We start from the raw sequence: 23,155 nt of genomic DNA, 5'->3' as shown, positions 1-23,155 counted from the left end.
ACGGGGGTTCTAGGTTTGAAGTATTCTGTTGTTATACCTGCAGCAGGCCAGGGGAAGCGAATGAATGCAGGGAAAAATAAACAATTTATCATGCTTGATGAAAAGCCGATTATCGTTCATACGATATCGGTTTTTCAGAGTGACTTACACTGTGAGGAAATTGTCTTAGCAGTGAATGAACGCGAACATGAAGATTTCAATATGTTGATCGAAGAGTATGGGCTCACAAAGGTCACAAAGGTTGTTACAGGTGGAAAAGAGCGGCAGCAAAGTGTATATGAAGGTCTAAAAGCACTAGATGGAGATAAGATCGTTCTCATTCATGATGGAGCCCGACCATTTTTCACTCTTGAAGTGGCTTTTAAATTAGCGCAAGCTGCATCTACATATGACGGTGCGATCGTCGCTGTACCGGTTAAGGATACCGTAAAGCAGGTCAGTGATTTAACGGTTGATAAAACCATCGATCGATCAAGCTTGTGGGCAGTTCAAACTCCGCAGGCTTTTCGTCTTTCTATCATAAAAGACATTCATAGATGGGCTGAAGAAAATAATATCATTGGGACAGATGATGCAAGTCTCGTAGAAATGAACGGACGGACCGTAAAGGTTATTCCAGGTGACTACTGGAATGTGAAACTAACAACTCCTGAAGATCTAATTTTCGCTAGAGCTATTTTAAGAGAGAAAAAGGAGAGTGGAGCATAATGAGGATTGGACATGGATTTGATGTGCACCAGCTTGTTGAAGGGCGTCCATGTATTATTGGAGGTATAACAATTCCCTTTGAAAAAGGTCTTCTAGGCCATTCAGATGCAGATGTCTTACTGCATTCGGTCGCAGATGCCTGTCTTGGTGCTATCGGAGAAGGGGATATTGGTAAGCATTTTCCTGATACAGATGAAGCATTTAAAGATGCTGATTCGAAAGAACTTCTGCGGCACGTTTTTAAGATTGTAAAAGGAAAAGGCTATGTTCTTGGTAACGTAGATTGTACGATTATTGCACAGATGCCCAAAATGGCACCTCACATCTCTGCGATGAGAGAAGTGATTGCAGAACTTCTTGAAGCGGATGTTGATCAAGTGAATGTGAAAGCTACAACTTCAGAAAAACTAGGGTTCACTGGTCGAGGAGAGGGAATCGCAACAGAAGTAGTTGTATTACTACAAACCAGTTGACCGATAATTTGACTCTAATGGTAAAATAATAAGACAGTTAAAGATAAAATTAATGGTGGTGTATAAAATGGGAAACGAAGTTAGGGTGCGTTATGCACCGAGTCCAACGGGGTATTTACATATAGGTAATGCTCGTACTGCATTGTTTAACTATCTGTTCGCAAGAAGCCAAAACGGTAAGTTTATTATTAGAATCGAGGATACAGACCAAACTCGAAACGTTGAGGGTGGCGAACAGAATCAACTTGATTATTTAAAATGGCTAGGTATGGATTGGGATGAAAGCATCGACAAAGAGGGTGAGTATGGACCTTACCGTCAGATGGAACGTCTTGATATCTATACGAAGCACACGACTGAACTTCTTGAGAAAAATCTTGCGTACAAGTGCTATTGTACAGAAGATGAGCTAGAAGCAGAGCGAGAAGCTCAACGTGCACGTGGAGAGATGCCTCGTTACTCTGGTAAATGTCGCCATCTAACACAAGAAAAACGTGATGAACTAGAAGCTGAAGGACGCCAGCCGAGCATTCGTTTTGCGGTACCTCGTGATAAAGAGTTCTCCTTTGATGATATTGTGAAAGATCGTGTTTCCTTTGAATCAAACGGCATTGGTGATTTCGTTATTGTCAAAAAGAACGGAATTCCAACATACAACTACGCGGTTGCGTTAGACGATCATTATATGAAAATCTCTCATGTTCTACGTGGAGACGATCATATCTCTAACACTCCAAAACAGTTAATGATTTATGAAGCATTCGGTTTTGAGCCTCCTAAATTCGGTCATATGACGCTGATTGTGAATGATCAGAAGAAGAAGTTGAGTAAACGTGATAAGTCAATCGTTCAATACATCGAGCAATATCATGATTTAGGCTTCCTTCCTGAAGCGTTATTTAACTTTATCACGCTACTTGGCTGGTCACCGAAGGGCGAAGAGGAAGTATTTACGAAAGAAGAGCTTATCGAAATCTTCGATGCTGAACGTTTATCAACATCACCAGCAGTTTTCGATTCACAAAAGCTCTACTGGATGAATAACCAGTATATTAAAGCTGCTAGCCTTGAGCGTGTAGTAGACCTTGCGCTTCCACACTTAATCGAAGCAGGTCGACTACCTGAAGAAATGACAGCTGAACAACAACAATGGGCGCAAGAGCTAATCTCCCTTTATCAAGAGCAACTTCATTATGGGAAAGAAATTGTTGAGCTTACAGAGTTGTTCTTTAAGCAAGAAATTAATTATAATGAAGAAGCATTAGCTGTATTGAATGAAGAACAAGTTCCTGAAGTAATGGAAGGCTTCCTTCATCAACTTGAAGAGGTTGCTGATTTTCAACCAGGTGAAATTAAGGCAGCTATTAAAGCAACACAAAAAGCTACTGGCCATAAAGGGAAGAAGCTATTTATGCCAATCCGTGTAGCAACGACTGGCGAAACGCATGGTCCAGAGCTACCAAATGCTATTTCGTTGTTAGGTAGAGAAACAGTTAAGGCTCGATTGAATCAGGTTATTGCATTAAGTCAATCCTAAGCGATAACTAAATACTAAACGATGATGAGGAGAAGTAAGTGATTCGCATTCTTTTTAGAGAGAGCCGACGTGGCTGAAAGCGGCTTAAGGATGTCTTCACTGAAATGCACCTCTGAGTCTTCTACAGAACCTCCTGTCTAGGATAGTATGTAGGAGCGGTAACCGCCGTTAATGGGGAAAGGTATTTCCTATTAGGAGATATAAAACAGAGTGGAACCACGCGATAAGCGTCTCTGTGTGATTGATTCAATCACACAGAGGCGCTTTTTTTAATAAGCTGAGGTTAATAAAAAAGGGAGGGATGAATCCAGTGTGGAAGACAATGAAACAGGATATAGATGTTGTATTTGATCAAGATCCTGCTGCTAGAAGTTACTTTGAAGTGATTTTAACTTATGCAGGACTTCATGCCATCTGGTCACATAGGTTTGCTCATTGGTTTTGGAAGAAGAAGTTTTTCTTTTTGGCACGATTCGTTTCTCAGATTAGTCGGTTTTTTACAGGAATTGAAATTCATCCTGGAGCGACGATTGGTGAACGCTGCTTTATTGATCACGGTATGGGCGTGGTTATAGGAGAAACGTGTGAAATAGGCAATAATGTTACCTTGTTCCAGGGGGTCACCCTAGGAGGGACGGGGAAAGAAAAAGGAAAGCGTCACCCTACTTTAGAGGATAATACGCTTGTGGCGACAGGAGCAAAAGTTCTCGGTTCCATTACCATTGGAGAAAATTCCAAAGTTGGAGCGGGATCAGTTGTATTGCAGAATGTCCCGTCAAATTCGACAGTTGTCGGTATACCTGGGAAAGTCGTCATCCAAAATGGAGTAAAGGTGCCACATGATCTTGAGCATCATAATATGCCTGACCCAGTCGCTGATAAATTTAAACAGATGGAAAAAGAAATGCATGCTTTACATGAAGAAATAGAGAAGCTAAGAAAGAGGAGTGAAAAAGATGGCGATTCGACTATATAACACAGTAACACAGAAAAAAGAATCCTTTGAGCCAATTGAAGAAGGAAAGGTAAGGATGTATGTTTGTGGTCCTACCGTATACAACTATATTCATATAGGAAATGCACGCCCAGCAATCGTATTCGATGTTGTTCGTCGTTATCTTGAATACAGAGGATACGATGTGCGTTATGTTTCCAACTTCACGGATGTAGACGATAAGTTGATTCGTGCTGCAAATGAGCTAGGAACAGAAGTCGCAGAAGTTGCTGAGCGCTTTATCGATGCTTACCATGAAGATGTTGGTGCGTTAGGAGTACTAAAAGCGGATGAGCATCCTAGGGTCACAGAAAACATGGATGAGATCATCCACTTCATCTCTGCTTTGATTGAAAAAGGATTCGCTTATGAATCTGAAGGTGATGTGTATTTTCGAACGAGAGAATTCGAAGGGTATGGAAAGCTTTCTCATCAATCAATCGATGAACTTAAGCTTGGTTCCCGTATTGTTGTAGGAGAGAAAAAAGAAGACCCGTTGGACTTTACGCTATGGAAACAAGCGAAAGAAGGCGAAATTTCTTGGGAGAGTCCTTGGGGAGCAGGTCGCCCTGGATGGCATATCGAGTGCTCAGCGATGGCGCAGAAATATCTTGGAGATACCATTGATATTCATGCAGGTGGTAAAGACCTTGCTTTTCCACACCATGAGAACGAAGTAGCGCAAACTGAAGCATTAACTGGAAAAGCTTTTGCGAATTATTGGCTTCATAACGGGTATATCAATATAAACAACGAAAAGATGTCTAAATCACTCGGTAACTTCGTGCTTGTACATGATTTAATCAAACAACATGACCCAGAGGCTATTCGGTTCTTTATGTTATCCGTACACTATCGAAATCCGATTAACTTTAACCATGAGCTCCTTCAAAGTGCTAAGACAGGATTAACGCGAATCAAAGATACGGTTGAGAATTTAACGCATCGATTTGAAAAAAGTGCTGACCTTGGTAAAGATGTTGATGAGTGGAAACAAAAGATTCAAACCTATCATGACCGGTTTGTTTCAGAAATGGACGATGACTTTAATACAGCAAACGCCATCTCAATTTTATTCGAACTATCTAGGGAAGCAAACCTTTATCTTCAAGAATCGAATTCATCTAAAGAGGTCATAGAGCTCTTCCTAGAACGCTTTAAGGATTTCGGATCTGTGCTAGGTCTTTCCTTTGAACAAGAACAAGGTCTCCTCGATGAGGATATCGATCAACTGATAGAAGAACGAAATGAAGCTAGAAAGCAACGGAATTTCGCTAGAGCGGATGAAATCCGTGATGAATTAAAGGAACAAGGAATTCTTTTGGAAGATACACCACAGGGTGTTCGCTGGAAGAGGAGCGAGTAATGAAAGAAATTGATGTTAAACAGCTAAATTCATTAGCTCTTGCTTATATGGGTGACTCAGTGATTGAAATCCACGTTAGGGAGCGGCTTCTATCGCTGGGTCATATAAGACCAAATCAGCTGCATCGAACAGCTACGAAGTATGTATCCGCCAAAGCTCAAGCGGCTTTTCTTCACGATCTTTTGGACAAGGACGCGATCACAGAAGAAGAAAAGGGAGTTGTCCGTAGAGGGAGAAACGCGAAATCAGGAACTGTTCCTAAGAATACATCCGTGAGCACGTACAAGTATTCTACAGCTCTCGAAGCATTGTTTGGATACTTATACTTACAGGGAAATGAAGAAAGACAGAATGAACTACTAGAAGAATTTTATAAATTTGTGGAACAACCGAAGAAAGAAGTGAAGACTGATGGGTAAAGAGTTTATCGTAGGCCGAAATGCAGTGTTAGAAGCACTAAAGTCAGGTCATGAAATAAATAAAATCTGGATTAATGAAGGATCGCAAAAAGGGCCACTTCAACCTATTGTACAAAAAGCAAAGACTCAAAATGTTCTTGTTCAATTTGTGCCAAAGAAGAAGTTAGAGCAACTCTCAGGAGAATCAAATCATCAAGGCGTAGTTGCTTCGATTGCTGCATATGAATATGCAGATCTTGAAGATCTCTTTCAGAAGGCGGAGGAATCTGGTGAGCAGCCTTTGTTTCTAATTCTTGATGAAATCGAAGACCCTCACAACCTTGGTTCCATTTTGAGAACGGCTGATTCAGTTGGGGCACATGGTGTGATTATACCTAAGCGGAGAGCTGTTGGCCTCACATCGACAGTTGCAAAGTCATCAACCGGGGCGCTCGAATATGTACCAGTAGCGAGAGTGACGAATCTTGCTCGTACGATGGATGAACTGAAGGATAGAGGGATTTGGTTTGTAGGAACAGACGCTAAAGGTGGACAAGATTATCGAGAAGCGTCATACGACATGGGGATTGGACTTGTTATTGGTAGTGAAGGTAAAGGAATCGGTCGCCTTATTAAAGATAAATGTGACTTTCTCGTAAGCCTTCCAATGGCCGGTAAAGTAACATCACTTAATGCCTCAGTAGCAGCTGGATTAATGATGTACGAAATTTACCGACAACGTCATCCCCTGGGAGAATAATCATGGATGTGCTGCTTGTTGATGGCTATAATATTATCGGCGCATGGCCTGAACTTAGGACATTAAAGGATAATGATTTTAGTAAAGCCCGCGAGCTATTAATCGAATATATGGCTGAATATCAAGCATACACAGGGTATAGGGTGATCGTCGTATTTGACGCTCACCTCGCCCGTGGTGTCGAGAAGAAAAATAGTTTGTATGGGGTAGAAATCATTTATACAAGAGAGAACGAAACAGCGGATGAACGGATTGAAAAGCTTGCGAGGGAACTTAAAGATATCCGCACTCAAGTTCATGTGGCTACCTCTGATTATACTGAGCAGTGGGCAATCTTTGGCCAAGGCGCATTAAGAAAGTCAGCTCGGGAGCTATACAATGAAATGCAGCGAATCGAAAAGGGAATCGAAAAAAGAGTTGATAAGGTTAATAGAGAAAATCGCTCAACAGGCTTGTTTTTGTCTGAAGAAGTTAGCGAAATATTTGAAAAATGGCGAAGAGGCGGTAAATAGTAGGTTGACGATTTTTCGACATGTCCTGTATAATATTTCTATATAGCGTACTGGTCGGGGGGAACGCATATTGAGCACAGTAGACCTCAAGGAAAGCACGGTAGATAATGAGCAGCTGACAGCAGGCCAAAGACACCTGGAAGAAGTAGCGTTCGATCAACTTGATGATGAATTGCTAGTAGTGATGGTCCATGAGGGTCATAGTCGAGCGTTGGAACATCTGATTACGAAGTATAAAAATTTCGTACGCGCTAAAGCGAGGTCATATTTTCTTATTGGAGCAGACCGCGAAGACATCATTCAAGAAGGAATGATCGGTCTCTACAAAGCTATTCGTGATTTTAGAGGAGACAAGTTCTCATCTTTTAAAGCGTTTGCCGAACTGTGCATCACCCGGCAGATGATTACTGCAATCAAGACTGCAACGAGACAAAAGCATATTCCGCTGAATTCTTACGTATCGTTAGATAAACCAATCTACGATGAAGAATCTGATCGGACGTTGCTGGATGTTATTTGCGGCACGAAGGTCACAGATCCTGAGGAACTGATCATTAATCAAGAAGAATTCGATGACATCGAACTCAAAATGTCAGAAATTTTGAGCGATTTAGAAAGAAAAGTCTTGATGCTCTATCTTGATGGTCGTTCCTATCAGGAGATCTCCGTTGATTTGAATCGTCATGTGAAGTCCATTGATAATGCGTTGCAACGTGTTAAGCGCAAGCTTGAGCGTTACTTAGAGCTCCGCGAAGTAAGCCTTTAATATGGACAAGTCTTAAGCAGGGGAAGTTGTTTCCCCTGTTTTTTCTTTGGGGAGGTCCTTCTAGGCTTTATTGACACTCTGAATCATGCTATGATAAATTGATACATGTACTAATGTGTACTTTTTGCTAGATTTTTCAACGAACGTCACAGCGTCACTGAACGTTTTTTTATTTTTGTCTTTTTTAATGCTGTATAAATGCATAGGTTTATATAAAATAAAAGGTGAAGCTATCGCCACATCATGTGATTGGATGTGGTTAGCTGATATTCAAACTTCAAACTGCGTGGCTTAGGAAGGTGTCATTATGCGTAAAAAAGTAGCACTAGCATGTGTCCAATGCAATAGCCGTAACTACACAACTATGAAAAACTCTCAGGCAAACCCGGCCCGCATCGAAGTGAATAAGTATTGTAAATACTGTGATGCGCACACTGTGCATCGTGAAACAAAGTAAGGGCGTTCATGTTGAATGAACGATTATAAAGATTCTCGGGGGAGTTTATTCCGCCAGACAATTGGGGGTAGCATGTAATGGCAAGTATTGTTCAACGTTCTGGTAAGTTCTTACGTGAAGTGACAAGAGAAATGAAGCGAGTGAGTTGGCCTACGCGCAAGGATCTAACACGCTATACGATCGTTACTGTTTCGACGGTTATTTTCGTAGCGGTATTCTTTGCTTTGATCGACCAGGGTATTTCTTCACTTATCCGCCTCATTTTAGGTTAATTCGTTATAAATCTTTCACTATCAGGTTAGAATGATAGAGTAAATGAGTTGGGGAGGGAAGGACGACTAGTCCTGTATATATGGAAAAAAGATGGTATGTTGTTCATACGTATTCTGGGTATGAAAACAAAGTAAAGACAAACCTTGAAAAAAGAGTTGAGTCAATGGGCATGACGGATAAGATCTTCCGTGTGCTTGTACCTGTAGAGGAAGAAACTGAAATCAAGAACGGTAAAAAGAAAACTGTTTTGAAGAAAGTTTTCCCAGGTTATGTTATAGCTGAAATGGTTATGACTGATGATTCTTGGTACGTAGTCCGTAACACTCCTGGTGTAACTGGCTTCGTAGGATCAGCTGGTGCTGGTTCGAAACCAACAGCGCTTCTTCCTGAAGAAGTAGAAAACCTTCTGAAGCAAATGGGGATGGAACAACCAAAGGCTGACGTTGATTTCGAGATGCAGGAAAAAGTTAAGGTTAAGGAAGGACCTTTCGCTGACTTTGTTGGTTCTATCGAAGGGATAGATGCTGACAAAGGTAAGGTGAAAGTTCACGTTAATATGTTTGGTCGTGAGACTCCAGTAGAGCTCGATTTTGGACAAGTTGAAAAGATCTAGAAGAAAAGCTCTTGAAAAACATTTTTATTAATGATAGAATTTTAATGTTTCATGAGTCTCATACCAATCGAGACATTATTTGATATAAAAGGTGGGAGGGTGAAGACACCCAAATACCACATCACGGACTTAAGGAGGTGTGTCGCGTGGCTAAAAAGGTAATTAAAGTTGTTAAATTGCAAATCCCGGCTGGGAAGGCAAATCCTGCACCGCCAGTAGGACCTGCACTAGGTCAAGCTGGAGTGAACATTATGGGATTCTGTAAAGAGTTCAATGCTCGTACTTCTGACCAGGCTGGCATGATTATTCCAGTAGAAATCACGGTTTTTGAAGACCGTTCATTTACATTTATCACAAAAACTCCGCCAGCTGCAGTTCTTCTAAAGAAAGCAGCAGGTATCGAGTCAGGTTCTGGTGAACCTAACCGCAACAAAGTTGCGACTGTAAAGCGTGATAAAGTGCGTGAGATCGCTGAAACAAAAATGCCAGATCTTAACGCAGCGAATGTTGATTCTGCAATGCGTATGGTTGAAGGAACTGCACGCAGCATGGGAATTACGATCGAAGACTAATGCTACACAAGCCGTTGCGATTAAAAGGGATTCCTGCCTGTAGTTTACAGGTTCGCAACTTTTATTATGGTATCGGCTAAGTTCGTTACCATAAATAGTGGGAGGTTAATCCGCTAAACCACATTCAAGGAGGAACTCAAAATGGCAAAAAGAGGTAAAAGATACCAAGAGGCTGCAAAGCTAGTTGATCGCACAACTTTCTACGAGCCTCAAGAAGCAGTAGAACTTGTTCAAAAGACTTCTATTGGAAACTTTGATGGAACAGTTGAAGCAGCTATCCGTCTAGGAGTAGACCCGAAGAAAAACGACCAGCAGGTTCGTGGCGCGGTTGTACTTCCAAACGGAACTGGTAAAACTCAACGAGTTCTTGTATTCGCAAAAGGCGAAAAAGCGAAAGAAGCTGAAGCAGCAGGCGCTGACTATGTTGGAGATACTGAGTTCATCAACCAAATCAACCAAGGTTGGTTCGAGTTTGATGTAATCGTAGCTACTCCAGACATGATGGGCGAAGTTGGTAAGCTTGGTCGTGTTCTTGGACCGAAAGGCTTAATGCCAAACCCGAAAACTGGAACAGTAACATTTGATGTTGAGAAAGCTGTCAACGAAATCAAAGCTGGTAAAGTAGAGTACCGTGTAGATCGTGCTGGAAATGTCCATGCACCAATCGGTAAAGTATCTTTCGAAGCTGACAAGCTAGTTGAAAACTTGAATACTCTAGTTGAAACTCTTGTTAAGGTTAAGCCTGCAGCTGCTAAAGGAACGTACATCAAGAACGTTTCTGTAGCATCTACAATGGGACCTGGTGTAAAAGTTAACGCTTCTAGCTACCGCTAATAAAAATTAGCTATTGACTTTAGCGTTTATATTTTATATACTTTAAAATGTTGTTTGATAAGTTAATACTTTCTGTACCGTAGACAGCAGGGGTGCTTAGCACTTAATATCCTGCCGAGGTGTGAAGTGTTTCGATACAAAGCGATCGTTAATGCCTTCATGTCTTCGGATGTGAAGGCTTTTTATATGACCTCATACTCCGGAACGGTATAGACACATTTCTATAGGAGGTGGAACAATGAGCAGTGCAGTTGAACAAAAAAAGAAGTTAGTTACGGAAATTGCAGACAAACTTCGCGATAGCCAATCAACAATTTTTGTTGACTACCGTGGACTTGATGTAGGTGAAGTTACTGAACTTCGTAAGCAATTGCGTGATGCGGATGTTGAATTCCGTGTTTATAAAAACACTATGACTCGTCGCGCAGCAGAAGAGCTTGAACTTACTGATTTAAATGAACACCTTGTCGGACCTACGGCAGTCGCGTTCAGTAATGAAGATGTTGTTGCTCCTGCGAAAATCTTGAACAACTTTGCTAAAGATCATCAAGCTCTTGAAATCAAGACTGGTGTAATCGAAGGTAGCGTTGTTTCATACGAGAAGATAAAGGAACTTGCGGATCTACCGAACCGCGACGGACTACTATCTATGTTGCTATCTGTGCTACAAGCACCTATGCGCAACATGGCATTGGCTACAAAAGCTGTTGCCGATCAAAAAGAAGATCAAGGCGCGTAAGTTTACGGCCTATCAATTCGGTTAATAAAAAACAACTATTAAGGAGGATTTACTCATGAGTAACGAGCAAATCATTGAAGCAATCAAAGAAATGACAGTTCTTGAGCTTAACGACCTAGTTAAAGCTATCGAAGAAGAATTTGGTGTAACTGCAGCTGCTCCAGTAGCAGCAGCAGGCGGTGCAGCTGAAGGTGCTGCAGAAGAGCAAACTGAATTTGATGTAGTACTTGAAAGTGCTGGAAGCAGCAAAATCAAAGTCATCAAAGTCGTTCGCGAAATCACTGGTCTTGGCTTGAAAGAAGCTAAAGAACTAGTTGACGGTGCTCCAAGCCCGATTAAAGAAGGCGTATCAAAAGAAGAAGCTGACGAAATGAAATCTAAGCTTGAAGAAGTTGGCGCTGCAATCGAAGTTAAGTAATTGGTTTGAAACAAAAAGCTCGCTTTTAAAAGCGAGCTTTTTGTAGTTTAAAATTAATTATAGGTTATGATTAGAATACAGCTGGATATGCTTGTAGATGATGGCAATGAAATGAGGGATTGCGATGGGAGAGCATTATTATACAAGGAAACCAGAAGTGAAAAGTCAACCTAACCGCATAACTGAAGTTTTGCGAGGTATGAAGTTCCAATTCACTACGGATTCCGGTGTTTTTGCAAGAAAAGAAGTTGATTTTGGTAGTAAACTTCTAATAGAGTCATTTGTGGATCCGGACGTAGATGGCGACATCGTCGATGTTGGTTGTGGATATGGGCCGATAGGAATATCGCTCGCATCTCAATTTCCAGAACGTCGGTTTTACATGTTGGATGTTAATGAACGCGCAGTAGATTTAGCGATGTCGAACGCGACTCGCAACAACGTGTCTAACCTTACCGTGATGCCGAGTGATCAACTTAGTGCAGTAAATGACCGAACGTTTGCGTGCGTTATTACAAACCCACCGATTCGAGCGGGCAAGCAAGTAGTTCATGGAATTTTTGAAGAAGCTCACGACGTTTTGAAAGAGAACGGATCCCTTTGGATCGTTATTCAGAAAAAACAAGGTGCGCCTTCCGCTATTGCGAAGCTCGAAGAAATGTTTCAAAAGGTCGAAACTGTCTCTAAAAAGAAAGGATACTATATTATCAAAGCAGTCAAGTAAAATATTATATTATCCTTTGACTTCATAGACAGGCTGTGCTAATATATTATAATGCCAATGATGGATTTTCCGGGCCTTTTTCGTGTCTAAAAGACACGGGGTATATTATACTTGAGTCTGGGAAAACTAATATAATCGCTTATAGATAAGGGGAAAAACTAATTTATGCCCTTTTTCTTTTTTGTCCAACGATAGATTCCCTATTATAGTGGAAATCGAGAGGCAAAAAAAATAAATACGCTGGATTTGAGGGGTGAATCATTTGACAGGCCAACTAGTTCAGTATGGACGCCACCGCCAAAGAAGAAGTTACGCGCGAATCAAAGAAGTATTAGATTTACCAAATCTAATTGAGATTCAAACGGCTTCTTATCAATGGTTTCTTGATGAGGGTTTACGAGAAATGTTCCAGGATATTTCTCCAATTGAAGATTTCACTGGTAATCTTGTGCTAGAGTTTGTTGACTATAGCCTAGGTGAACCAAAGTATCCCGTGGAAGAAACCAAAGAGCGAGATGTGACATACTCTGCACCTTTACGAGTAAAAGTGCGCCTAATCAATAAAGAGACGGGTGAAGTTAAAGAACAAGAAGTATTCATGGGTGACTTCCCGTTGATGACTGAAACAGGTACTTTTATTATTAATGGGGCAGAACGAGTCATCGTATCTCAGCTTGTGCGTTCTCCAAGTGTCTACTATAGCAAAAAGATTGATAAGAACGGCAAAAAGGGATATACAGCTACTGTCATTCCAAACCGAGGAGCATGGCTGGAATTTGAAACTGATGCCAAGGATATTGTCTATGTACGTATTGACCGTACTAGAAAGCTACCGATTACGGTATTGCTCAGAGCGTTAGGGTTTGGGTCTGATCAAGAAATCATAGATCTCCTAGGTGAAGATGAATATCTTCGCAATACCCTGGAAAAGGACAACACGGACGGAACAGAAAAAGCGCTTCTAGAAATCTATGAACGCTTACGTCCTGGTGAGCCACCGACTGTTGATAACGCAAAAAGCTTACTTGATTCCCGCTTTTTTGATCCGAAGCGTTATGATCTAGCTAACGTAGGACGCTACAAGATTAATAAAAAGCTTCATATCAAGAACCGTCTATTCAATCAACGTTTAGCAGAAACGCTCGTTGACCCTGAAACAGGCGAAGTGATTGCAGAGGAAGGCGCGATTCTTGACCGCCGCCTACTAGATAAGATTCTACCTGCTATTGAAACCAACGTTGGATTCAAAAACGTTGAACCTCACGGCGGGGTCATTGAAGATGATTCTATAGGACTACAATCTATTAAGATATATGCACCTGACGATCCAGAAGGTGAACGTGTGATTAATGTTATGGGTAATGGAGGAATTGACTCTGGAGTGAAGAACATCACGCCTGGAGATATCATTTCTTCTATCAATTACTTCTTTAACCTTCTTCACCAGGTAGGTAACACAGATGACATTGACCATCTTGGTAACCGCCGCCTTCGTTCTGTTGGTGAACTACTACAAAACCAATTCCGTATCGGTTTGTCCAGAATGGAACGTGTAGTAAGAGAGCGTATGTCAATTCAGGACACAAATGTGATTACGCCACAAGCGCTAATCAACATCCGTCCAGTAATTGCATCGATTAAAGAGTTCTTCGGTAGCTCACAGCTATCTCAGTTTATGGACCAGACGAACCCGCTAGCAGAGCTTACGCACAAGCGTCGTTTATCTGCACTTGGACCGGGTGGTTTAACTCGTGAGCGTGCAGGCTTTGAAGTTCGTGACGTACATTATTCCCACTATGGAAGAATGTGTCCGATCGAAACGCCAGAGGGACCAAACATCGGACTAATTAACTCTCTATCTTCCTATGCACGAGTTAATAAGTTTGGGTTTATCGAAACACCTTACCGCAGAGTTGACCCTGAAACAGGCAAGGTAACTGAGTATATTGATTACCTTACTGCTGATGAACAGGATAACTATGTTGTGGCGCAGGCTAACGCTAAGCTCAATGATGATGGATCATTTAAAGAAGAAGATATTGTTGCGCGTTTCCGTGATGAGAACATCATCATTAACCGTGACAAGATCGATTACATGGACGTATCCCCGAAACAGGTTGTTTCGGCTGCAACGGCTTGTATTCCGTTCCTAGAGAACGATGACTCCAACCGTGCACTAATGGGAGCGAACATGCAGCGTCAGGCTGTACCTTTGATGGTTCCTGAATCACCAATCGTCGGAACAGGTATGGAGCATGTTAACGGAAAAGATTCCGGAGCTGCTGTGATTTGTAAACATGACGGTATCGTTGAGTTTGCTTCTGCTGCAGAAATTCATGTTCGTCGTGTCTCCGTTGTAGATGGTCAGGAAGTTAAAGGCGACCTTGATCGCTATAGACTACTGAAATTCATTCGTTCCAACCAGGGAACATGTTATAACCAAAAGCCTATCGTAGATGAAGGTGACCGAGTTGTAAAAGGTGAGATTCTTGGTGACGGTCCTTCTATGGAAAAAGGTGAAATGGCACTCGGGCGTAACGTCCTTGTCGGATTCATGACTTGGGAAGGTTACAACTATGAGGATGCTATTATTATGAGCGAACGCCTCGTAAAAGATGACGTATATACGTCAATTCATATTGAAGAGTATGAATCAGAAGCTCGTGATACGAAGCTTGGACCTGAAGAGATTACTCGTGACATTCCAAACGTTGGGGAAGACGCACTGCGCAACCTTGATGAGCGTGGAATTATTCGCATGGGTGCTGAAGTAAAAGACGGTGATATCCTCGTTGGTAAAGTTACACCTAAGGGTGTTACTGAGCTAACAGCTGAAGAACGTCTTCTTCACGCAATCTTTGGAGAAAAAGCACGTGAAGTACGCGATACTTCACTACGTGTTCCTCACGGCGGAGATGGCATCGTACTCGATGTGAAAATCTTTAACCGAGAAGATGGCGATGAGCTTCCTCCGGGAGTTAATCAGCTAGTTCGTGTGTATATCGTTCAGAAGCGTAAGATTCATGAAGGAGATAAAATGGCTGGTCGTCATGGTAACAAGGGTGTTATCTCAAGGATTCTTCCTGAAGAAGACATGCCGTATCTACCTGATGGTACGCCAATCGATATCATGTTGAACCCGCTTGGTGTTCCTTCACGTATGAACATTGGACAGGTATTAGAGATGCATATCGGAATGGCTGCGCGAGCGCTAGGCATTCATGTTGCAACTCCAGTATTTGACGGTGCTCGTGAAGAAGACGTATGGGAAACACTTGAAGAAGCAGGAATGCCACGTGATGGTAAAACTGTTCTTTACGATGGTCGTACAGGTGAACCATTCGACAACCGTATCTCTGTCGGTGTGATGTATATGATCAAACTTGCTCACATGGTTGATGACAAACTTCACGCACGTTCTACAGGGCCATATTCACTCGTTACACAGCAACCGCTTGGTGGTAAAGCACAATTCGGTGGACAGCGTTTCGGTGAGATGGAGGTATGGGCACTTGAAGCATACGGTGCTGCATATACCCTACAAGAAATTCTGACTGTTAAGTCTGATGACGTTGTTGGACGTGTTAAAACTTACGAAGCAATCGTAAAAGGTGAAAATGTTCCTGAGCCTGGTATTCCAGAGTCGTTTAAAGTTCTAATTAAAGAGTTGCAATCACTAGGTATGGACGTGAAAATGCTAGCTAGTGATGAGCAAGAGATCGAAATGAAAGAGTTAGACGATGAAGAAGACCAATCTACTGAGAAATTAAACTTGAATGTTGGGTCAAATCAGGCGAGTGAGTAAGGGTTAAACCTGAATTCTAAAGGGAGGTAGGCCCCTTGATAGATGTCAATAAATTTGAGTATATGAAAATCGGTCTGGCGTCACCGAATAAAATTCGCTCCTGGTCAAAAGGAGAAGTGAAAAAGCCAGAAACCATTAACTACCGTACCTTAAAGCCAGAGAAAGATGGACTTTTCTGTGAGCGTATTTTCGGACCTACAAAGGACTGGGAATGTCACTGTGGGAAATACAAACGAATCCGTTATAAAGGAGTTGTTTGTGACCGCTGTGGAGTTGAAGTAACACGCGCAAAGGTCCGTCGTGAGAGAATGGGGCACATCGAGCTTGCTGCCCCTGTCTCCCACATCTGGTACTTTAAAGGGATTCCAAGTCGTATGGGACTTGTTCTTGACATGTCTCCACGCGCACTTGAAGAGGTCATTTACTTTGCTTCTTACGTTGTCACGGAAGCAGGGGACACGCCACTAGAGAAGAAGCAACTTCTTTCAGAGAAAGAATATCGTGCGTATCGCGAGAAGTACGGAAAGACTTTCTCAGCAGAAATGGGTGCGGAAGCAATCCGCAAATTGTTGTTTGACATCGACCTCGATAAAGAAGTAGATGTTTTGAAAGAAGAGCTTAAAACAGCACAAGGACAGCGTAGAACGCGAGCTATCAAGCGTCTTGAAGTACTTGAAGCGTTCCGTGGATCAGGTAATAACCCGGCATGGATGATCCTAGATGTTCTACCGGTTATTCCTCCAGAACTTCGCCCGATGGTTCAGCTTGATGGTGGCCGTTTTGCGACATCAGATCTTAACGATCTATATCGTCGTGTGATTAATCGTAACAATCGCTTGAAGCGTCTATTAGATCTTGGCGCACCAAGCATCATTGTTCAAAACGAAAAGCGCATGTTGCAAGAAGCAGTAGATGCACTTATTGACAATGGTCGTCGTGGCCGACCTGTTACAGGTCCTGGTAACCGTCCATTGAAGTCTCTTTCTCACATGCTTAAAGGTAAGCAGGGACGTTTCCGTCAAAACCTTCTTGGTAAGCGTGTTGACTATTCAGGTCGTTCCGTTATCGTTGTAGGTCCACACTTAAAGATGTATCAGTGTGGTCTACCAAAAGAAATGGCTCTTGAGCTATTCAAGCCATTCGTGATGAAGGAGCTTGTGTCAAAAGGCCTTGCTCACAACATTAAGAGCGCTAAGCGTAAAGTTGAAAAGGTTCATCCTGAAGTTTGGGACGTACTCGAAAACGTTATTAAAGAACATCCAGTTCTTCTTAACCGAGCACCTACCCTTCACCGTCTTGGTATCCAGGCGTTTGAACCGATTCTTGTAGAAGGACGCGCGATTCGCCTTCACCCACTCGTTTGTACAGCATATAACGCTGACTTTGATGGTGACCAAATGGCAGTTCACGTTCCACTTTCTGCAGAGGCTCAAGCTGAAGCACGTATCTTGATGCTTGCAGCACAGAACATTCTTAACCCGAAAGATGGTAAACCAGTTGTTACGCCATCACAGGATATGGTTCTTGGTAACTACTACCTAACTATGGAACGTGAAGGAGCAATTGGAGAAGGTTCTGTATTTAAAGATACAAACGAAGCGCTGATCGCATACCAGAATGGATATGTACATCTTCATTCACGTGTTGCAATCCCTGCTGCTTCTCTTAATAAATCTGCATTCACTGAAGAGCAGAATAAACAGTTGTTAGTTACAACGGTTGGTAAGCTGATCTTTAACGAGATCCTACCAGAGTCGTTCCCGTACATTAACGAACCAACGACTACTAACCTTGAAATAGCAACACCAGAAAGGTACTTCCTTCCACATGGTGTAAATGTGAAAGAAGAAATCGCGAAGCGTGAGATGATTACTCCGTTTAAGAAAGGCATACTTGGTAAGATCATTGCCGAAGTATTCAAGCGTTTCAAAGTAACGGAAACATCACGCATGCTAGACCGTATGAAGGACCTTGGATTCAAATATTCAACAAAAGCTGGTATTACAGTTGGTGTATCTGACGTTGTAGTACTTGCTGAGAAACAAGAAATCGTAGCTGAAGCTGAGGAAAAAGTAGAAAAAGTACTCAAGCAGTTCCGTCGTGGACTTATCACTGATGATGAACGCTATGATCGTGTTATCTCAATCTGGAGTGCAGCAAAAGACCGCATCCAGGAGAAGCTAATGAAAACTCTTGAAACTGATAACCCAATCTTTATGATGAGTGATTCAGGAGCTCGTGGTAACGCGTCTAACTTCACACAGTTAGCTGGTATGCGTGGTTTGATGGCCAATCCATCTGGACAAATCATCGAACTTCCAATCAAATCCAGTTTCCGAGAAGGTCTAACGGTACTAGAATACTTTATCTCCACTCACGGAGCTCGTAAAGGTCTTGCCGATACAGCACTTAAGACGGCTGACTCAGGTTACCTAACACGTCGACTTGTTGATGTTGCACAGGACGTTATCGTACGCGAAGATGACTGTGGAACAGACCGTGGACTTGAGGTTAGTGCGATTAAGAACGGAAACGAATTGATTGAAGGGCTGTTTGATCGACTTGTTGGACGTGTAGCGTTCAAGAAAGTAAAACACCCTGAAACAAATGAAGTACTTGTAGAGAAGAACTCTCTTATTACTGAAGATATTGCTGCTGCAATTGTTGAAGCTGGTATCGAGGATGTTTATATCCGCTCTGCCTTCACATGTAGCACACGTCACGGCGTATGTAAGAAATGTTACGGTCGCAACCTTGCAACCGGTACTCGCGTAGAGGTTGGAGAAGCAGTAGGAATCATCGCTGCACAATCAATCGGTGAGCCAGGTACACAGTTGACGATGCGTACATTCCACACAGGTGGGGTTGCCGGAGACGATATCACTCAAGGTCTACCACGTATCCAAGAACTATTTGAAGCTCGTAATCCAAAAGGTCAGGCTGTTATTTCTGAACTTGACGGAACTGTCATCGATATGGCTGAAGTTAAGGACAAGAAAGAAATCGTTGTTCAAGGTGAAACCGAGACACGTAATTACCCAGTCCCTTATGGTGCACGACTAAAAGTAGGAGTAGGCGATGTGGTTCAGGCTGGCCAAGCTCTAACTGAAGGTTCAATTGATCCTAAGCAACTTCTAACGATCAGCGGTATCGACGGCGTACAAGAATACCTCCTAGCAGAGGTGCAGAAGGTTTATCGTATGCAGGGTGTTGAAATCGGTGATAAGCACGTTGAGGTAATGGTTCGTCAAATGATGCGTAAGATTCGCGTTATTGATGCAGGAGATACTGAAGTACTTCCTGGATCACTCGTTGACATCCACCAATTCAAAGATGTTAATAGAAGAGTTCTTGTTAAGGGCGGATTGCCTGCTACAGGACGTCCGGTTCTTCTCGGAATTACGAAAGCATCTCTTGAAACTGAATCCTTCCTATCAGCTGCATCCTTCCAGGAGACAACTCGTGTCCTAACTGATGCTGCGATAAAAGGTAAACGTGACGAACTTCTTGGTCTTAAGGAGAACGTTATTATCGGTAAACTTGTTCCGGCAGGTACTGGTATGCAGCGTTACCGCAGGATCAATGTTGCTGGTGAAGCACAAGAAGCAACAGAACATCTTGAGCAAGACGAAAGTGCTTTAGTGAATCAAGAATAAACAGGGAAGTGTTGACATCGGGAGTGCAGGGTGATATTATATCCAAGGTGCTCCCGATAATCCTGTTGCTTTGGAGGATATATACTTGTCTTATGAAAAAGTATCACAGGCAGAGGAATTAATAATCGGGACGAAACAAACTCTAAAGGCCCTCCAGATTGGGGAAGCGAAGGAAGTATTTGTTGCTGACGACGCTGATCGCAGGGTTACTTCTAAGGTTGTTGCTCTCGCTAAAGAGAAGAGCATTCCTATACACCGGGTTGATTCAATGAAGAAACTTGGCAAGGCATGCGGCATCGAAGTAGGGGCGGCAACAGTTACGATAAAAGCATAACCGTTTTTGTCTGGTTCAGTATTAACTGTCCGACAAAAACTTTCCTTTTATCTATACATGAACCACCTGGATGTGTGGGCTTGCTAATCACTTAAGAAGGGAGGAAAACAAAATGCCAACTATTAACCAACTTGTTCGCAAGGGACGTGTTTCTAAGTCAAAGAAATCTGACTCTCCTGCATTGAACAAAGGATATAATAGCTTTAAAAAGACTCATACAGATCTTTCATCTCCACAAAAACGTGGTGTATGTACTCGTGTGGGTACAATGACTCCAAAGAAGCCGAACTCCGCATTGCGTAAATACGCTCGTGTTCGTCTTACTAACGGAATCGAAGTTACTGCTTATATCCCTGGTATCGGTCACAACCTTCAAGAGCACAGTGTAGTGCTTATCCGTGGAGGACGTGTTAAAGACTTACCGGGTGTACGTTATCACATCGTACGTGGTGCACTTGACACTGCAGGTGTTAACGACCGTATGCAAGGTCGTTCTAAATACGGTACTAAGAGACCGAAAGCAGCTAAGAAGTAATAACTTCTTTAACAACAAATCAGAAAGGGGGTTTTCCCATGCCACGTAAAGGTCCAGTAGAACGTCGCGACGTATTACCAGATCCAATTTACAAATCCAAGCTTGTAACTCGCCTAATCAACCGTCTTATGAAAGATGGTCAAAAAGGTAAAGCTCAACAAGTTCTTTACAAAGCATTCGATCTTATTCAGGAGCGTACAAACACGGAAGCTATGGAAGTGTTTGATCAAGCGTTGAAGAACGTAATGCCAGTACTAGAAGTACGCGCTCGTCGTGTTGGTGGTGCTAACTACCAGGTACCGGTTGAGGTTCGTCCAGACCGTCGTACAACTCTAGGACTTCGTTACCTTGTTAACTATTCCCGTCTTCGCGGTGAAAAGACAATGGTAGAAAGACTAGCATACGAAATTATGGATGCAGCTAACAACACTGGTGCTTCTGTTAAGAAGCGCGAAGAAATGCACAAAATGGCAGAAGCAAACAAAGCGTTTGCTCACTACCGCTGGTAATCACCAGTTAAATCAAACTACTATCTTTATAAAAGGAAGGAGAAATACTAATGGCAAGAGAATTCTCCTTAAAAGATACACGTAATATCGGTATCATGGCACACATCGATGCTGGTAAAACTACAACAACCGAGCGTATTCTTTTCTATTCAGGGCGTATCCACAAAATCGGTGAGACTCACGAAGGTGGCTCTCAGATGGACTGGATGGAGCAGGAGCAGGAGCGTGGAATCACGATCACTTCTGCTGCTACCACTGCCCAGTGGAAAGACCACCGTGTTAACATCATTGACACGCCTGGTCACGTAGACTTCACGGTAGAAGTTGAACGTTCTTTACGTGTATTAGATGGAGCAGTTGCGGTACTTGATGCCCAATCAGGTGTTGAACCGCAAACAGAAACTGTTTGGCGTCAAGCTACAAACTACGGGGTTCCACGTATCGTATTCATCAACAAGATGGATAAACTAGGTGCGGACTTCCTATATTCCACAGGCACACTTAATGAACGTCTGCAAGCTAACGCTCATCCTGTTCAGCTACCAATCGGTGCTGAAGATGAATTCGAAGGTATCATCGATCTTATTTCGATGCAGGCATTCTACTACCTTGATGAACTAGGTTCTCGTACTGAAGCTCGCGAAATTCCTGCTGAATACAAGGAACAAGCTGAAGAGTACCGTACGAAGTTGATCGAAGCTGTAGCAGAGCTTGAAGAGGATCTAATGATGAAATACCTTGAAGGTGAAGAGCTAACAGAGGAAGAAATTAAGGCTGCAATCCGTAAAGGAACTTGTAACGTTGAATTCTACCCTGTACTATGCGGATCTGCATTTAAGAACAAAGGTGTTCAACTAGTTCTTGATGCTGTTCTTGACTATCTTCCTTCTCCATTAGATGTACCTGCAATCAAAGGTCATCTAAAAGATTCTGAAGAAGAAGTACTTCGTTCTGCTGACGATAATGGTCCTTTCTCTGCACTTGCATTTAAAGTAATGACAGACCCTTACGTTGGTAAACTTACATTCTTCCGTGTTTACTCAGGAACGCTATCTGCAGGTTCTTATGTTAAGAACTCTACTAAAGACAAGCGTGAACGTGTAGGACGTATTCTTCAGATGCACGCTAACTCTCGTGAAGAAATCTCTACTGTATACGCAGGGGATATCGCAGCAGCAGTTGGCTTGAAAGATACTTCTACTGGTGACACTCTATGTGATGAAAAGGATACAGTTATCCTTGAATCAATGGACTTCCCAGATCCAGTTATCTCGGTTGCTATCGAACCAAAAACGAAGAGTGACCAAGATAAGATGGCAGTAGCACTTGCTAAGCTTGCTGAAGAAGATCCAACGTTCAAAACTGAAACAAACGAAGAGACTGGCCAGACGATTATTTCTGGTATGGGTGAACTTCACCTTGATATCATCGTTGACCGTCTTCGTCGTGAGTTTAAAGTTGACGCGACTGTTGGTGCTCCTCAGGTTGCTTATCGTGAGTCTATTAAAAAGGCTGCTAAAGTCGAAGGTAAATTCGTACGTCAATCTGGTGGTCGTGGACAATACGGTCACGTATGGGTTGAGTTCGAACCAAACGAAGAAGGCGCTGGTTTTGAATTTGAAAACAAAATTGTCGGTGGTGTAGTTCCACGTGAATATGTACCGGCAGTTGAAGCTGGACTTCGTGATGCAATGGACAACGGTCTACTTGCAGGTTACCCACTAATCGACGTTAAAGCACGTCTTGTGGATGGTTCTTACCACGATGTTGACTCTAACGAGATGGCATTTAAAGTAGCTGCTTCAATGGCTCTTAAGAAAGCTAAAGATCATTGTAACCCAGCACTACTTGAACCAATGATGAAGGTTGAAGTTGTAGTTCCAGAGGAATACATGGGCGATATTATGGGCGACGTAACAAGCCGTCGTGGACGCGTAGAAGGTATGGCTGCTCGCGGAAACGCACAGGTTATCAACGCGTTCGTACCACTATCAGAAATGTTTGGTTATGCAACTACACTTCGTTCTCGTACTCAAGGACGCGGTACTTACACGATGTCCTTCGATCACTACGAAGAAGTACCTAAATCAATTTCTGCAGAAATTATTAAAAAAGCTACAGGCGAATAATTGTAGCAAATCAAGATTTGTTGTAATCTAAGATAGGCGAGAA

General features: G+C 42.5%; 23 protein-coding genes and 2 other annotated features. All 23 genes read left to right on the top strand.

What is annotated here, in order from left to right:
- Positions 1 to 15: 15 nt before the first annotated feature.
- The 23 genes from ispD (at position 16) to fusA (ending at position 23,112) form a co-directional block, all read left to right on the top strand.
- Positions 16 to 708, top strand: a complete 693-nt coding sequence (gene ispD / locus LCM09_RS19465) for a 2-C-methyl-D-erythritol 4-phosphate cytidylyltransferase (RefSeq protein ID WP_224885278.1) — start codon at positions 16 to 18, stop codon at positions 706 to 708.
- Positions 705 to 1,181 (top strand): 2-C-methyl-D-erythritol 2,4-cyclodiphosphate synthase, encoded by a 477-nt coding sequence (gene ispF / locus LCM09_RS19460; RefSeq protein WP_224885296.1) that lies wholly within the window; start codon positions 705 to 707, stop codon positions 1,179 to 1,181. The genes ispD and ispF overlap by 4 nt, the downstream gene beginning before the upstream one ends.
- Before the next feature lie 67 nt (positions 1,182 to 1,248).
- Positions 1,249 to 2,718 (top strand): glutamate--tRNA ligase, encoded by a 1,470-nt coding sequence (gene gltX, locus LCM09_RS19455; protein WP_224885275.1) that lies wholly within the window; start codon positions 1,249 to 1,251, stop codon positions 2,716 to 2,718.
- A gap of 12 nt (positions 2,719 to 2,730) precedes the next feature.
- Positions 2,731 to 2,956 (top strand) — a binding site (T-box leader).
- Positions 2,957 to 3,040: 84 nt separating this feature from the next.
- A complete protein-coding gene (gene cysE / locus LCM09_RS19450; RefSeq protein ID WP_404800869.1) occupies positions 3,041 to 3,694 on the top strand; it encodes a serine O-acetyltransferase in 654 nt (217 codons plus the stop codon).
- Entirely contained in the window at positions 3,675 to 5,078 is a 1,404-nt protein-coding gene (gene cysS / locus LCM09_RS19445) for a cysteine--tRNA ligase (RefSeq protein ID WP_224885271.1), read from the top strand. Before cysE ends, cysS begins: the two co-directional genes overlap by 20 nt.
- Entirely contained in the window at positions 5,078 to 5,497 is a 420-nt protein-coding gene (locus tag LCM09_RS19440; protein WP_224885269.1) for a Mini-ribonuclease 3, read from the top strand. The genes cysS and LCM09_RS19440 overlap by 1 nt, the downstream gene beginning before the upstream one ends.
- On the top strand, positions 5,490 to 6,236 hold the full coding sequence (rlmB, locus tag LCM09_RS19435) for a 23S rRNA (guanosine(2251)-2'-O)-methyltransferase RlmB (RefSeq protein WP_224885267.1): 747 nt from the start codon (positions 5,490 to 5,492) through the stop codon (positions 6,234 to 6,236). The genes LCM09_RS19440 and rlmB overlap by 8 nt, the downstream gene beginning before the upstream one ends.
- A gap of 2 nt (positions 6,237 to 6,238) precedes the next feature.
- Complete coding sequence (locus tag LCM09_RS19430) at positions 6,239 to 6,748, top strand: NYN domain-containing protein (protein ID WP_224885265.1); 510 nt, start codon at positions 6,239 to 6,241, stop codon at positions 6,746 to 6,748.
- A 115-nt stretch (positions 6,749 to 6,863) separates the two neighbouring features.
- Positions 6,864 to 7,514, top strand: coding sequence for an RNA polymerase sporulation sigma factor SigH (gene sigH / locus LCM09_RS19425; RefSeq protein ID WP_263623095.1), 651 nt, complete (start codon positions 6,864 to 6,866; stop codon positions 7,512 to 7,514).
- Between the two features lie 307 nt (positions 7,515 to 7,821).
- Positions 7,822 to 7,971 (top strand): 50S ribosomal protein L33, encoded by a 150-nt coding sequence (gene rpmG / locus LCM09_RS19420; protein ID WP_224885261.1) that lies wholly within the window; start codon positions 7,822 to 7,824, stop codon positions 7,969 to 7,971.
- Positions 7,972 to 8,048: 77 nt separating this feature from the next.
- The gene (secE, locus tag LCM09_RS19415; protein WP_224885259.1) at positions 8,049 to 8,243 is read left to right on the top strand and encodes a preprotein translocase subunit SecE; all 195 of its coding nucleotides are present in this window, start codon (positions 8,049 to 8,051) and stop codon (positions 8,241 to 8,243) included.
- Between the two features lie 80 nt (positions 8,244 to 8,323).
- Entirely contained in the window at positions 8,324 to 8,857 is a 534-nt protein-coding gene (nusG, locus tag LCM09_RS19410; RefSeq protein WP_224885257.1) for a transcription termination/antitermination protein NusG, read from the top strand.
- Between the two features lie 146 nt (positions 8,858 to 9,003).
- On the top strand, positions 9,004 to 9,429 hold the full coding sequence (rplK, locus tag LCM09_RS19405) for a 50S ribosomal protein L11 (protein WP_048313309.1): 426 nt from the start codon (positions 9,004 to 9,006) through the stop codon (positions 9,427 to 9,429).
- A gap of 141 nt (positions 9,430 to 9,570) precedes the next feature.
- Positions 9,571 to 10,263, top strand: coding sequence for a 50S ribosomal protein L1 (gene rplA, locus LCM09_RS19400; protein WP_224885255.1), 693 nt, complete (start codon positions 9,571 to 9,573; stop codon positions 10,261 to 10,263).
- 59 nt (positions 10,264 to 10,322) lie between these two features.
- Positions 10,323 to 10,457: a sequence feature (ribosomal protein L10 leader region), on the top strand.
- A gap of 44 nt (positions 10,458 to 10,501) precedes the next feature.
- Entirely contained in the window at positions 10,502 to 11,002 is a 501-nt protein-coding gene (rplJ, locus tag LCM09_RS19395) for a 50S ribosomal protein L10 (protein WP_224885254.1), read from the top strand.
- 55 nt (positions 11,003 to 11,057) lie between these two features.
- Positions 11,058 to 11,420, top strand: a complete 363-nt coding sequence (rplL, locus tag LCM09_RS19390) for a 50S ribosomal protein L7/L12 (protein ID WP_224885252.1) — start codon at positions 11,058 to 11,060, stop codon at positions 11,418 to 11,420.
- A gap of 124 nt (positions 11,421 to 11,544) precedes the next feature.
- Positions 11,545 to 12,144 (top strand): class I SAM-dependent methyltransferase, encoded by a 600-nt coding sequence (locus LCM09_RS19385; protein ID WP_224885250.1) that lies wholly within the window; start codon positions 11,545 to 11,547, stop codon positions 12,142 to 12,144.
- A gap of 262 nt (positions 12,145 to 12,406) precedes the next feature.
- Positions 12,407 to 15,949, top strand: a complete 3,543-nt coding sequence (rpoB, locus tag LCM09_RS19380) for a DNA-directed RNA polymerase subunit beta (RefSeq protein ID WP_224885248.1) — start codon at positions 12,407 to 12,409, stop codon at positions 15,947 to 15,949.
- Positions 15,950 to 15,984: 35 nt separating this feature from the next.
- Positions 15,985 to 19,605, top strand: a complete 3,621-nt coding sequence (rpoC, locus tag LCM09_RS19375) for a DNA-directed RNA polymerase subunit beta' (RefSeq protein WP_224885246.1) — start codon at positions 15,985 to 15,987, stop codon at positions 19,603 to 19,605.
- Positions 19,606 to 19,690: 85 nt separating this feature from the next.
- Positions 19,691 to 19,939 (top strand): 50S ribosomal protein L7ae-like protein, encoded by a 249-nt coding sequence (locus LCM09_RS19370; RefSeq protein WP_224885244.1) that lies wholly within the window; start codon positions 19,691 to 19,693, stop codon positions 19,937 to 19,939.
- Positions 19,940 to 20,051: 112 nt separating this feature from the next.
- The gene (gene rpsL / locus LCM09_RS19365; protein ID WP_224885242.1) at positions 20,052 to 20,474 is read left to right on the top strand and encodes a 30S ribosomal protein S12; all 423 of its coding nucleotides are present in this window, start codon (positions 20,052 to 20,054) and stop codon (positions 20,472 to 20,474) included.
- 38 nt (positions 20,475 to 20,512) lie between these two features.
- On the top strand, positions 20,513 to 20,983 hold the full coding sequence (gene rpsG, locus LCM09_RS19360) for a 30S ribosomal protein S7 (RefSeq protein ID WP_224885240.1): 471 nt from the start codon (positions 20,513 to 20,515) through the stop codon (positions 20,981 to 20,983).
- A gap of 50 nt (positions 20,984 to 21,033) precedes the next feature.
- Positions 21,034 to 23,112, top strand: a complete 2,079-nt coding sequence (fusA, locus tag LCM09_RS19355; protein ID WP_224885238.1) for an elongation factor G — start codon at positions 21,034 to 21,036, stop codon at positions 23,110 to 23,112.
- The last annotated feature ends 43 nt before the right edge of the window (positions 23,113 to 23,155 follow it).

The organism is Guptibacillus algicola (assembly GCF_020171805.1).
Lineage (GTDB): Bacteria > Bacillota > Bacilli > Bacillales > Guptibacillaceae > Guptibacillus > Guptibacillus algicola.
Note: the sequence above shows the minus strand (reverse complement) of the source record. Positions and strands in the feature narration are given on the sequence as shown.